14 protein-coding genes are annotated in these 12121 nt (G+C 65.1%); 13 read left to right on the forward strand and 1 reads right to left on the reverse strand.

Features of this window, described 5'->3' with window-relative positions; genetic code table 11:
* Nucleotides 1–38: 38 nt before the first annotated feature.
* From GT370_RS14220 to GT370_RS21565, 9 genes are all read left to right on the forward strand, one after another.
* Nucleotides 39–1907 (forward strand): ABC-F family ATP-binding cassette domain-containing protein, encoded by a 1869-nt coding sequence (locus GT370_RS14220; RefSeq protein ID WP_008493964.1) that lies wholly within the window; start codon nt 39–41, stop codon nt 1905–1907.
* 184 nt (nt 1908–2091) lie between these two features.
* Nucleotides 2092–2673: a chalcone isomerase family protein gene (locus GT370_RS14225; protein ID WP_008493963.1), complete on the forward strand. Its 582-nt coding sequence runs from the start codon at nt 2092–2094 to the stop codon at nt 2671–2673.
* A gap of 75 nt (nt 2674–2748) precedes the next feature.
* On the forward strand, nt 2749–3789 hold the full coding sequence (locus GT370_RS14230; protein ID WP_270183267.1) for an AI-2E family transporter: 1041 nt from the start codon (nt 2749–2751) through the stop codon (nt 3787–3789).
* Entirely contained in the window at nt 3762–3914 is a 153-nt protein-coding gene (locus GT370_RS14235) for a hypothetical protein (protein ID WP_270183268.1), read from the forward strand. The genes GT370_RS14230 and GT370_RS14235 overlap by 28 nt, the downstream gene beginning before the upstream one ends.
* 217 nt (nt 3915–4131) lie before the next feature.
* A complete protein-coding gene (locus GT370_RS14240; RefSeq protein WP_008493960.1) occupies nt 4132–4968 on the forward strand; it encodes an ABC transporter substrate-binding protein in 837 nt (278 codons plus the stop codon).
* Between the two features lie 18 nt (nt 4969–4986).
* The gene (locus GT370_RS14245) at nt 4987–5739 is read left to right on the forward strand and encodes an amino acid ABC transporter permease (protein WP_008493959.1); all 753 of its coding nucleotides are present in this window, start codon (nt 4987–4989) and stop codon (nt 5737–5739) included.
* The gene (locus GT370_RS14250) at nt 5736–6512 is read left to right on the forward strand and encodes an amino acid ABC transporter ATP-binding protein (protein WP_008493958.1); all 777 of its coding nucleotides are present in this window, start codon (nt 5736–5738) and stop codon (nt 6510–6512) included. Before GT370_RS14245 ends, GT370_RS14250 begins: the two co-directional genes overlap by 4 nt.
* A 57-nt stretch (nt 6513–6569) precedes the next feature.
* Complete coding sequence (locus tag GT370_RS14255) at nt 6570–8081, forward strand: gamma-glutamyltransferase family protein (protein WP_442865438.1); 1512 nt, start codon at nt 6570–6572, stop codon at nt 8079–8081.
* Nucleotides 8045–8173 (forward strand): hypothetical protein, encoded by a 129-nt coding sequence (locus tag GT370_RS21565; protein ID WP_442865439.1) that lies wholly within the window; start codon nt 8045–8047, stop codon nt 8171–8173. The genes GT370_RS14255 and GT370_RS21565 overlap by 37 nt, the downstream gene beginning before the upstream one ends.
* Before the next feature lie 187 nt (nt 8174–8360).
* On the opposite strand, the gene GT370_RS14260 is transcribed toward GT370_RS21565, so the two are convergent.
* Entirely contained in the window at nt 8361–8654 is a 294-nt protein-coding gene (locus GT370_RS14260) for a PAAR domain-containing protein (protein ID WP_008493956.1), read from the reverse strand.
* A 375-nt stretch (nt 8655–9029) separates the two neighbouring features.
* Between GT370_RS14260 and GT370_RS14265 the strand changes: the two genes are divergently transcribed.
* Genes GT370_RS14265 through GT370_RS14280 form a run of 4 tightly spaced genes read left to right on the forward strand, consistent with a single transcriptional unit; the run spans nt 9030 to nt 12112 of the window.
* On the forward strand, nt 9030–9461 hold the full coding sequence (locus GT370_RS14265; protein ID WP_270183269.1) for a POTRA domain-containing protein: 432 nt from the start codon (nt 9030–9032) through the stop codon (nt 9459–9461).
* Nucleotides 9401–10576, forward strand: a complete 1176-nt coding sequence (locus GT370_RS14270) for a ShlB/FhaC/HecB family hemolysin secretion/activation protein (protein ID WP_270183270.1) — start codon at nt 9401–9403, stop codon at nt 10574–10576. The genes GT370_RS14265 and GT370_RS14270 overlap by 61 nt, the downstream gene beginning before the upstream one ends.
* 22 nt (nt 10577–10598) lie before the next feature.
* A complete protein-coding gene (locus tag GT370_RS14275) occupies nt 10599–11030 on the forward strand; it encodes a two-partner secretion domain-containing protein (protein ID WP_270183271.1) in 432 nt (143 codons plus the stop codon).
* Complete coding sequence (locus GT370_RS14280) at nt 11027–12112, forward strand: hypothetical protein (protein WP_270183272.1); 1086 nt, start codon at nt 11027–11029, stop codon at nt 12110–12112. Before GT370_RS14275 ends, GT370_RS14280 begins: the two co-directional genes overlap by 4 nt.
* Nucleotides 12113–12121: the final 9 nt, after the last annotated feature.

Genomic DNA, 12121 nt, shown 5'->3' on the forward strand with positions numbered 1-12121 from the left:
CGTAGCAAGCCCTGGCAGGTTAATATACAGGGAAGCCCATGAGTGTTCTGCGCCTTGAAGACCTGTCCTTCTCCATCGCCGGCCGGCCGCTGCTGGAGCATGCCTCGCTGCTGCTGGATGAGGGCAAGCATGTCGGGCTGATCGGCCGCAATGGGGCGGGCAAATCCACCTTGCTGAAGCTGATCGCCGGGGTGCTGCGGCCGGATGGCGGCAAGGTGATGCTGGGCAACCGGGTGCGGCTTGGCTATGTCGCGCAGGAAGCGCCGGGCGGGACGATCACCCCGCTGGAGGTGGTGCTGGCCGCCGATACCGAGCGCGCGGCACTGCTGGAGGCCGCCGAAAACCCCGCCACCCCGGCGGAAAAGCTGGCGGAAATCCATGACCGCCTGCTGGCCATCCAGGCCGACAGCGCCCCCGCCCGCGCGGCGGGCATCCTCTCCGGGCTCGGCTTCAACGAGGACTGGCAGGCGCGGCCGATGAGTTCCTATTCCGGCGGCTGGCGAATGCGCGTGGCGCTGGCCGCGGTGCTCTTCGCCGAACCGGACCTTTTGCTGCTCGATGAACCGACCAACCATCTGGATCTGGAAGCCACGCTCTGGCTGGAGGGCTATCTGCAGAAATTCCCCGGCGCCATCCTGCTGGTCAGCCATGACCGCCAGCTTCTGGATAAGGCGGTGGAGGCGACGGTGCATCTGGAAGCCGGCAAGCTCAACCTCACCCCGGGCGGCTTCGCCGAATTCGTGCGGATCAAGACCGAGCGGGCGATGCAGCAAGCCCGCGCGGCGGAGCGCGTCGCCGCCCAGCGCGCCCATATGCAGGCCTTCGTCGACCGCTTCCGCGCCAAGGCCACCAAGGCCCGGCAGGCGCAGAGCCGGTTGAAGGCGCTGGAGAAATTGCCGCAGATTGATGCCGTGGTGGAGGCGCAATCGGTGCCCTTCTCCTTCCCCTCGCCGGAGGAGCTGCCGCCGCCGATGCTGCAGCTGGAAGGGGTCGATATCGGTTATGACGGCAAGGCGGTGCTGAGCGGGGTGTCGCTGCGGATCGACATGGAAGACCGCATCGCGCTGCTCGGGCAGAACGGCAACGGCAAATCCACCCTGGCGAAGCTGCTGGCCGGGCGCCTGGGCGCACTGCGCGGCCGGGAATTCCGGGTGAAGGGGCTGCGGGTGGGGTATTTCGCCCAGCATCAGGAGGATGATCTGGTGCTGAGCGACACGCCCTATGACCATCTCGCCCGCGCTTTGCCGCAGGCGCTCCCCGCCCAGGTGCGGGCGCAGGCGGCCCGCTTCGGGCTGGATGCGGACCGGGTGAATACGCCGGTGGGCCAGATGTCCGGCGGCGAGAAAGCCCGGCTGCTGCTGGCGCTGGCCACGCGCGATGCCCCGCATCTCTTGATCCTGGATGAGCCGACCAACCATCTCGACATCGATGCCCGGGATTCGCTGATCAAGGCGCTGACGGATTTCGAGGGGGCGGTGATCCTGATCAGCCATGACCCTTATATCGTCGAGCTGGCGGCGGACCGGCTGCTGCTGGTCGGCCAGGGCAAGGTGACGCCGTTCGAGGGCGATCTCGCCGCCTATGCCGCCACAATGTCCGAGCGCGTCGCCCCGGCGCAGGCGAAGAAGGCCGAGGAGAAAAAGAACGACAAGGCCGAGCGCGCCCAGGCCCGCGCCCGGCTGGCGCCGCTGCAAAAGGCGGCGAAGGCGGCGGAGAGCGCGTTGAACAAGCTGACGGCGGAGAAGGCGCTGCTGGAGGGCAAGCTGGCGGACCAGGGGATTTACGCGGCCTCCAAGGCCGCCGAGCTGAGCAAGATCACGCTGCGTCTGGGACAGCTGAAAGGCGAGATCGAGGCTGCGGAGCTGGCCTGGCTGGAAGCGGCGGAGGCGCTGGAGGCAGCGGCCTAGAACAAGATGCGTTCAGCTTGGCGCGCTGAAACATACATAGAGCGCGTGGGTTTCAACCCCACCCGCCCTAACGGCAGACAGGCCCTCGCACCAGGTGAATGCAGCCGTACCAGGAGATTATGATCCGTTAAGACAGCGTTTTTTCGCGCGCCGCGCCGGACGAAAATCTCCTATAGGGTTGCGGATGATCCGCTTCAGCAAAGCCCGCCTCTGCGCGGCCGTTTTCGCTCTGAGCTGCGTCACGGGCCTGCAGGCGCGCGCCGCCGAGATGGCCGGCGTGCAATTGCCGGACAGCCAGACGCTCGGCACCCACCAATTGCAGCTCAACGGCATGGGGCTGCGCACCTATTCGCTGTTTCACGTGCATATCTATGTCGCCGGGCTGTATCTGGCGCATCCGAGCCGCAACGCCGCCGCCATCCTGAATTCCGACTCGCCGAAAATCCTGCAACTGCATTTCGTGCATAATGTCGCCGCGCCGCAGGTGCGCAAGGCCTGGGCCACCGGGCTGGCGGCGAACTGCTTGGCCCCGTGCAGCCTCAATCAAGCCGAGCTGAGCCGGTTTCTCGCGTCGCTGAACGCGGTTTCCGCCGGCGAGACGGTGACGTTCATCTTCCAGCACGACAAGGCCGACGCCTATGAGAATAGCCACTATCTCGGCCAGATCGCGGACCCGGAATTCGCCAAATTGATTTTGGCCATGTTCATCGGCCCGCATGTGCAGGCCCCCGGGCTGAAGCGCGCGCTGCTCGGCCAGACGGGGTAGATCGGATGTTGCTCTAATTGATTTTTCCGCGCCTTGTCGCAGATAGAGACGAGGATCTGTGGAGATGACACCGACATGACGGAAGACAACGCCGCCCCGGCCGGAACCTGGCTGCGCGAGGGGCAGGCGGGGATGAGCCGGACCCAGGGCTATTGCAGCCTCGCCGCGGTGGCGCTGCTGGTGCTGGCCGGGCTGTTCACCTTGCGTGAGTTTCTCCCCGCCTTGGCCTGGACGGCGATTTTTTCCATCGCGCTGTGGCCGGCCTTCCGCCGCACCGCCGCGCGCTGGCCGGGGCATCGCCGGGTTTTGCTGCCGGCGCTCTTCGTGCTGGCCGTGGTGGTGGTGTTCGTGCTGCCGGCCATCGTCATCGCCATCCCCTTCTCGATGGACGCGCATGCGGCGCGGGAATGGTGGATGCAGGCGCAGCAATATGGCATCGACCCGCCCGCCTTTCTCAGCGAGCTGCCGCATGGCGGGGCGCTGATTTCGCTCTGGGACGAGAAAATCGGCCAGCCGGGGCAGATTTCCACCCTCACCCATGGCGCCATGCAGGGCGGCGGGGCGAAGCTGCTCAGCCATTTCGGGCAGGAGACGGTGCACCGGGTGGTGCTGTTCGGCTTCACCTTGCTCGGGCTGTTCTTCTTTCTGCGCGATGGCGACTACATCATCGACCAGGTGCTGGTGGCCAGCCGCCGCGCCTTCGGCAGCGCGGGCGAGGATATCGGCCGGCAGATCGTCAATTCCGTGCATGGCACGGTGAACGGGCTGGTACTGGTCGGGCTGGGCGAGGGCGTGGTGCTGGGTGCGGCCTATTTCATCGCGCATGTGCCGCACGCCACCCTGTTCGGGCTGCTCACCGCGATTCTGGCGATGGTGCCGTTCGGGGCGGCGGTGGCAATCGCGGTGGTGGCTTTGGTGATCCTGGCAACGGGCAGCCTGGCGGCGGCGATCAGCATCGTCGTGATCGGCGTCATCGTCACCTTCGTCGCCGACCATTTCATCCGCCCGGTGCTGATCGGCGGGGCGTCACGTGTGCCATTTCTATGGGTATTGCTGGGCATTCTGGGCGGGGTTTCGGCCTGGGGCTGGTGGGGCTGTTCATCGGCCCGGCGGTGATGACGGCGCTGATCCTGGTCTGGCGGGAGTGGGTGGGCTCGCGCCCCGGCCCGATCAACCCGGTGGCGGAGGAGCTGGAGGGCGATCCGGCGGCGCATATGCCGAAGCACCCCATGGCGCGTTGAATATTTTAAACCCACCTTCCTTGCGCCGGACGGTATCTGCGCAATCCTGAGCAATCTAAGATGAAAATGCCATCACGCCGATGAATCTGTGTGCAGGCCGCGTTTCATCCCTGCGTTTTTGCCTAAGAATATGATTGTATACCGTTGTCTTCATCATCACCATGCGCCTCTCAAACCTGCCCGCCGCGGGCGTGTTCGTGTCATGGAGATGATTGGAATGGCGATGTTCGATAAACTCACCGGCATGGCGTTGGGCCTGATGCTCGCATCCTCCTGTCTGGTTCCCGTGAGCGCGCGGGCGGATGGGCTACCCGCCAGCATCACCAGCAGCAAGACGCTGACCTTCTGCAGCTCGCTGAGCCAGCCGCCGATGGAATTCGTCAATGCCCAGCAGCAGCCGCAAGGCGCGGATATCGAGCTGGGCGACGCGCTGGCCAAGCGGCTGGGGCTGACGGCGAAATGGGTGAACACGCCGTTTTCAGGGCTGATCCCGGCTTTGCAGGCCGGCGCCTGCGATGCGATCATCTCCCAGCTTTTCATCAAGCCGGCGCGGCTGCAGGTGGTGGATATGGTCCCCTACATGTATTCGCAGGAGATCATCCTGTTCAAGAAAGGCATGCCGACGGTTGATACACTCGCGGGCCTGTCCGGCAAGAAGGTGGCGAGTGTCACCGGCACCACCGCGACGGTGCTGTTGCAGGCGGAGAACGACAAGCTGAAGGCGGCGGGCAAACCGCTGATCAACATCGTCGATTTCCCCTCCAACACCGATGCGCTGCAGCAGCTGCAATTCGGCCAGGTGGCGGCTTACGGCGTGTCCTACGAGATCGGGCGGTATTATAACCAGACCGCGCCGGGGGAATTCGTCACCGGTGGCGCGCCTTATTTCAAGATCCTCACCGGCATCGCCACCAGGAAGAATGAGCCCGGCCTGCGCGATGCGTTCGCGGCGCAGCTCGCGGACATGATGAAGGATGGCAGCTACGCCGCCATCTTCAAGAAATGGGATCTGGCGTCCGACGTGCTGGACGCGCCGATGCAGCCGCAGCCTTGATCTTTCAGGTCTGATCCCGTGCATTTCGATTGGTCGTATTTCTGGGCTCAGCTGCTCACCCCGAGCAGCGCCTTCCTGGTCGGGCTGGGCCTGACCGTCGCCATGGCGGTCTCGGCCGAGATCATCGGCGTGGTGCTTGGCTTGCTGTTCGCGCAGCTGCGGCTCTCGCGCCGGCGCAGCCTGCGCGCGATCGCCAGCCTCTATATCTGGGCGCTGCGCGGCACGCCGCTGCTGGTGCAGATCGTATTCATCTATACCGGGCTGGCGGCCGCCGGGATCATGCATTTCTCGGATTTCACCCTGGCCGGGATTACCATTCCGGGAAATCTGCAGGCCGGCATTCTGGCTTTGGGGCTGCATGAGGGCGCCTACATGGCGGAGATTTTCCGCGCCGGCATCATGGCGGTGGATAAGGGCCAGACCGAAGCGGCGAAAGCCCTGGGCATGCCGCCGCTGATGCTGATGCGCCATGTGGTGCTGCCGCAGGCGCTGCGGGTGATTCTGCTGCCGATCGGCAATCAGTTCAATATTTTGCTGAAGAATACCACGTTGGTCAGCGTCATCGGCGTGTCGGAAATGCTTCTGGTGACGGAGACGATCAATTCCGCCACCTTCCGCACCTTCGAGCTTTATGCCGTGCTCGGCATCTATTTCCTCATCCTCACCAGCGCCTGGAGCTTGTTCATGGGCTGGGTGGAAAAACGGCTGCAGCTGGGCCGTAAGTCAAAGATCGTGCGCATCCAGGCGGTGGCGGCGGAGGCGGAGGCATGAGCATGGCGGATGATATTTTGGTCGATATGCAGAATGTCGATAAATATTTCGGCGCCAACAAAATCCTGGATAATGTCGATTTCACCGTGAAGCGCGGCGAGGTGGTGGTGCTGATCGGCCCGTCCGGCTCGGGCAAGACCACGCTGCTGCGCTGCATCAACCATCTCGAAACGATCGAGCATGGGCGGATCATGGTGAATGGCAAGATGATCGGCTACCGGGAAATCGGCGGCAAGCTGATTGAGGACCGGGAGCGCAACATCGCCGTGCAGTGGCGCGATGTCGGCATGGTGTTTCAGCGCTTCAACCTGTTCGCCAACATGAATGTGCTGCGCAACATCGCCATCTCGCCGCAGCTGGTGCGCAAGGCGGCAAAGCAGGAGGCGCAGGCGCAGGCGCGGGCTTTGCTCAAGCGCGTCGGGCTGGCGGAGAAGGAGGAGGCCTATCCCTCCGAGCTTTCCGGCGGGCAGCAGCAGCGCGTGGCGATTGCCCGGGCTTTGGCGATGAACCCGGCGATTTTGCTGTTCGATGAGCCGACCTCGGCTTTGGACCCGGAGATGGTCGGCGAGGTTCTGGCGGTGATGCGCGAGATCGCGCAGTCGGGCATGACCATGGTGGTGGTGACGCATGAGATGGGCTTCGCCCGCCAGGTCGCGGACCGGGTGGTGGTGATGGCGCAGGGCAGGATCATCGAACAAGGGCCGCCGGAGCAGGTGTTCGGCGCGCCCAGCCATCCAGTGACGCAAAGGCTGCTCGGCGCCGTGCTGCATTGACGCCGCGCCCCGGGCGCGACACTCTTCTCTCACAAAAAATTCAGGGACAGACACAGAATGCGGGACTTCCACGCGCCGGGCCGCAGCCCGATCTATGCCACCAACGCCATCGCCGCGACCTCGATGCCGCAGGCGAGCCTGACTGCCATCGAGGTGCTGAAAGCCGGCGGCAATGCGATGGATGCCGCGATCGCCGCCGCCGCCGTGCTGGCGGTGGTGGAGCCGCACTCCACCGGGGTGGGCGGGGATCTGTTCTGCCTCTATTCACCCGCCGGCAGCGGCAAGGTGATCGCGATGAACGCCTCCGGCCGCACCCCGGCCGGGCTCTCGCTGGAGGCGCTGGCCGCCCAGGGGCTTTCCGCCTACGAGAACAGCTCGCCGCATGCCGTCACCATTCCCGGCGGCGTCGCCGGTTGGGAGGCGCTGGTCAAGGCGCATGGGCGCAAGGGGCTGGATGAGCTGCTGGCCCCGGCGATCCGCTTCGCCGAGGAGGGCTATGTGGTGGCGCCGCGCGTCGCCGATGACTGGGCCGACCCGGATGTGCTGGCCAAGCTGAGGAAGCACGAGGCCGCCTTGTTCCTGAAGGATGGGCAGGCGCCGGCCACCGGCACGGTGATGCGCAACCCGCAGCTGGCCGCGACGCTGCGCGCCATCGCCAAGGACGGCGCCAAGGCGTTTTACACCGGGCCGATCGCCGCCGAGATCGTGAAGGATCTGCGCGCCCGTGGCGGCTTCCATACCGAGGAGGATTTCGCTGACGGGCTGAGCCTGGCGGAATTCGTGACGCCGATCTCGCGCCCGTTCGCCGGACATGATGTCTGGGAATGCCCGCCGAACGGCTCGGGCATCATCGCGCTGATGCTGATGGGGATCATGGACGGCTTCGCCCCGCCCGGCGATCCGCTCTCGGTGCTGCGCCTCCACCGGCATCTGGAGGCGGCGCGGCTGGTCTATCGCGACCGCGACGCCTTCCTGGCCGACCCCAAGCAGGTGGATGTGCCGGTGGAGCATCTGCTCAGCGACGCCTATATTTCGGGGCTGCGCGGGCTGATCCAGGATGACCGGGCGCTGGACACGCTGCCCCCGGCCGGACACGCGCACAAGGATACGGTCTATATCACCGTCGTCGACAAGGACGGCAATTGCTGCAGCTTCATCAACTCGATCTTCCAGAGCTTCGGCTCGGGCATCGTCGCCGGCAATACCGGCGTGGTGATGCATAATCGCGGCTTCTCCTTCAGCACCAAGCCGGGCCACCCCAACCAGGTGGCGCCGCGCAAGCGGCCGATGCACACCATCATCCCCGCCATGGCCTTCAAGGACGGGCTGCCGCGCTTCGTGTTTGGCGTGATGGGCGGACAGTATCAGCCGATGGGGCAGAGCTGGGTGCTCTCCAACATGCTGAATTACGGCATGGACCCGCAGGCCGCCTTGGATCTGCCGCGCATCTTCCCCTATGCGGGCAAGGTCGAGGCGGAGCGCGGCATTCCGCAGGCCACCCGCGATGCGCTGGCCGCGATGGCCATAAGGTGGTGCCGGCGGCGGATGCGCATGGCGGCGGCCAGGTGATCGAGATCGACCGTGAAAAGGGCATCCTGATCGGCGGCTCCGATCCGCGCAAGGATGGCTGCGCTCTGGGTACTAGAGCAATATGTGTTTAGATTGACGCGGCAGCGTCAAGATAAACACATGAAATTGCTCGCCAATATCAAAATTAGAGCCTCAAGCTAAAAGCTTGAGGCTCTAAGCCCGGCAGGATGAGCGCATCGCACGCCGCGTCAGCAATGACGCGGCGTTTTTTATTATAAAGGTGACAAACCTGTCGCGCCCCAACCAAAACGGCGCGGTTCAGCCGCCGATCATCACAGTGAAGCAGCCGAGCACGATCATGCCGCCATGGGCGCAATTATCCAGCATCCGCGCCGCCGGCTTGCCGCCGATCATCACCGTGGCCGAGCCTTTGATGATGCTATCCGGCGGGCCGACACAGGTGAGGCTGTCACCCATCACCGCGGCGGGCATGCCGCCGATCAGCACTGTCGGCGCGCCGGGGCCGATGATCGGCCCGCCGACATGCGGGACCAGCACATCCACCATCGGGCAGACATGCATATCGGTCAGGCGGGCGGCGGGCATCGGCATGCCGGCAGCTTAGCCCGCGGGGGCAGCCCTTCAATATGAAAGAGCCAATGATTTCGTTACCGGGTGTAGTTTAATCCGCGAAACGTCCAAAATTCACGGATACGCGTTAGCGTTGAAAAAGTTTTCTGTTTATAACGATCCGGTACAGGGATGAAGGCGAGGCAAAATGCGACGCGCAACGTTCAAGGCCGGAAGAATCGCGCGCGCCGCCATGTCGGGCGCGGGCCTTGTTATGGTGGCCGGCCATTGCGCTTTGGCTCAGACGGCCAGCGTTCCCAGCCTGACAACCTCTCCCTTGCCGCACATCATGCCGCAAACCCCGACGACACTCGGCAAGGGGCTGCCGGATTTTTCAAAAACCGGGACTGAGGGCCGTTGCCGGCGGTTTCGATTCAGGTGCATTCGGCCAGCATTGTCGGCGCCACCGCCTTTCCCGCCGCGAAACTGAACGGCATGATCGCCGGGCTGGCGGGGCAGAGCGTGCCGCTCACCAAGCTGGAAGCCGCCCGGCTGGCGCTGGTGCGGCTCTATCGCAGCCATGGCTATATTCTCTCCACCGTGACGCTGGATGTGAGTGCCACCGGCGATGTGCGCTTCGTGGTGACGGAAGGCTATGTCACCAATGTCAAACTTTCCAAGGATATCGGCCCGGCCGGCACCATGGTGCTGGGTTTCTCAATCACCTCACCCAGGAGCGCCCGCTGCGCGAGGCAGCCCTTGAGCGCTGGCTGCTGTTGGCGCAGCAGGTGCCGGGCGTGTCCGTGCATGCGGTGCTGCAGGCCGACCAAGGCAACCCTGGGGCGCTGACGCTGGTGGCCGAGGTTTCCAAACAGACCCTTTCCGGGCTGGTGACGGCGGATAATCGCGGCTTCGATGAAACCGGCCCGGCCGAGGGGCTGCTGGTGGCCGACATCAACAGCCTGACCGCGCATGGCGACCAGACCGAGATCTCGTATTTCCATACCAGCGGCAACACCGATAATTTCGGCCAGATTTCAGAGAGCTTCTTCATCGGCACGTCGGGTCTGCAGCTGAAGCTCTATGGCGGCGCCGGGCGCGCCCATCCCAGCGGGGTGCTGCGGTCTGCCGGCTATCAAAGCCAGGTGGAGGTATTTGGCGGCCAGCTCAGCTATCCGGTGCTGCTGCGCCGCAACCAGGCGCTGATCGCGCGGGTGCGGCTGGACGCGGCGCAAAGCCACATCATGTTCGCCGGCAGCGGGGCCAGCGGCGCCAACAGCGCCGACAGCCTGCGCGTGGCCCGGCTGGGCGGGCAATATGCCTGGCAGGATCTCTGGCTCGGCAACAGCCGCAATGCGCTGAACGTGCTGGAAGTGCAATATTCGCAAGGGTTGCCGCTGCTGGGCAGCTCCGCCGATGGCCGCACCGCGCCGCCGGGCGGCCGCGCCCAGGCGAAATTCGATTTCTGGAAATTCAACGGCTCGATCAGCCGGGTGCAGACGCTGTTTTCGCCCTGGCCGGCGGCGGATGTGGCGCTGCGCACCGAGGTCGGCGGCCAGTACAGCACCGCCATCCTGCCCTCGGCGGAGGAATTCTATCTCGGTGGCACCCGCTTCACCCGCGGCTATTATTCCGGCGAGGTGGTGGGCGACAAGGCGGCCTATGCCACCGCCGAGCTGCAATTGAACACCGGCACGGATTTCACCCTGTTCAAGCATGATTTTGAGATGGGCGCGCAATTCTATGGCTTCTATGATTGGGGCGAGACCTGGGCCAACCTGCCGACGGATTTGAATCATCGCATCGCCTCTGTCGGCGGCGGCGTGCGGCTCGGGCTGACGCGCAATCTCGAACTCGATGGCGAAGTGACGCACCGGCTGGTGACGCAGCTGGTACCCGGCTCCACCCACGTGGCGCCGCTCTCCGAGACGATCATCTACTGGGGTGTAACGGCGCGCTTCTAAGCGGCGCGGCGGGAGACTGAAAATGGCACTGGAACGGCAGATCAAATCATCGCCTCTACGCGGCCAGAGCCGCGCCGCCTGGCGCGGGTCTTGGCTGTTGGCCAGCACCGCGCTCAGCGCCGTGCTGGCGCATGCCGCACCGGCGCGCGCCCAGAGCCTCTCCTCCACCGCCACCCCGCAAGGCGGCGTGGTGGTGGGCGGCAATGCCAGCATCACCCAGGGCACCGGCAGCACCACCATCACCCAGAGCAGCGACCGCGCCGCGATCAACTGGCAGAGCTATAATGTCGGCAGCAATGCGCAGGTGACCTATGTGCAGCCTTCGTCCAGCGCGGTGACGCTGAACCGGGTCGTCAGCCCGGACCCCTCTGTCATTGCCGGCCATATCAGCGCCAATGGCCAGCTGGTGCTGATCAACCAGTCCGGCGTGGTGTTCACCAAGGGGCGGAGGTGAATGCGCAGGCGATCCTCGTCTCCACCTCCAACATCTCTGATTCCGACTTCATGGCCGGGAAGATGGCCTTCACCGGCACGCCGAATCCGGGGGCGAAGATCGTCAATGATGGCAAGCTGACCGCCGGGCAGGCCGGGCTGGTCGGGCTGGTGGCGCCGCAAGTGGCCAATAACGGCATCATCACCGCCCGGCTGGGCCAGGTGGTGCTGGCCGGGGCGGACGCCTTCACGCTGGATCTCTATGGCGACAGGCTGATCTCTCTGGATGTCACCAAGGCGGTGACGCAGGTGGATCTGAAGGGCAAAATCGTCCCGGCTCTGGTGACCAATAAAGGTCTGATCCTCGCCGATGGCGGCAAGATCACCCTCACCGCCGCGGATGCGGACGGGCTGATCTCGCAGCTCTTGCAGGTGGGCGGCACGCTGCGCGCCAACAGCGCCGAGGGGCAGAGCGGCAGCATCTCGCTGCAGGCGGTGGGCGGGGGCATCAACATCGCCGGCAACCTGCTGGCGCAGGGCCATGCGGTCGCCAGCAGCGGCGGCAAGATCGAGGCGGTGGCGAGCGGCACGGTGGCGGTGGCCCCGCACGCTGTCATCGACGCCTCCGGCCAGGCGGGCGGCGGCACCATCGCGCTCGGCACCGACCTCGCCCGCGCCGCGCAAGGGGCGCGTGACAGCACGGCGCCGCGCGCCGCTGCCGTCAGCATCGCCGCCGGGGCGCAGATCAAGGCCAATGCCGTCACCAAGGGCGATGGCGGCAAGGTGACGCTGCTGAGCAGCCAGAGCACCGCCTTGCAGGGCACCATCTCGACCACCGGCGGCACGCTGGGCGGCAATGGCGGCCTCGTCGAGATTTCCTCCGACGGCGTCATCAGCCTTGGCGGCACGGTGTATGACACCGCGATCAACGGCCAGGCCGGCGAGATTTTGCTGGATCCGCAGACGCTGATCGTCACCAGCGCCTCCCTCACCAACGCCAACAGCAATTCCAGCGGCCCATTCAACAACCCCACCACCACGCTGGTGACACCAGCAGCAGCCCCACCACCTCCTACGTCAATCCAGACGATCTGGCGCTGCTAAACGGCACCA

Origin of the sequence: Acidocella sp. MX-AZ03, from assembly GCF_027626035.1 — a bacterium.
GTDB classification, from domain to species: Bacteria; Pseudomonadota; Alphaproteobacteria; order Acetobacterales; family Acetobacteraceae; genus Acidocella; species Acidocella facilis.

Bases quoted from the DNA above. Each gene is read 5' to 3' on its own strand.
- GT370_RS14220 (WP_008493964.1), top strand. From the start codon at position 39: ATGAGTGTTCTGCGCCTTGAAGACCTGTCCTTCTCCATCGCCGGCCGG.
- GT370_RS14225 (WP_008493963.1), top strand. From the start codon at position 2,092: ATGATCCGCTTCAGCAAAGCCCGCCTCTGCGCGGCCGTTTTCGCTCTG.
- GT370_RS14230 (WP_270183267.1), top strand. From the start codon at position 2,749: ATGACGGAAGACAACGCCGCCCCGGCCGGAACCTGGCTGCGCGAGGGG.
- GT370_RS14240 (WP_008493960.1), top strand. From the start codon at position 4,132: ATGGCGATGTTCGATAAACTCACCGGCATGGCGTTGGGCCTGATGCTC.
- GT370_RS14250 (WP_008493958.1), top strand. From the start codon at position 5,736: ATGAGCATGGCGGATGATATTTTGGTCGATATGCAGAATGTCGATAAA.
- GT370_RS14255 (WP_442865438.1), top strand. From the start codon at position 6,570: ATGCGGGACTTCCACGCGCCGGGCCGCAGCCCGATCTATGCCACCAAC.
- GT370_RS14260 (WP_008493956.1), bottom strand. From the start codon at position 8,654: ATGCCGATGCCCGCCGCCCGCCTGACCGATATGCATGTCTGCCCGATG.
- GT370_RS14275 (WP_270183271.1), top strand. From the start codon at position 10,599: ATGGCACTGGAACGGCAGATCAAATCATCGCCTCTACGCGGCCAGAGC.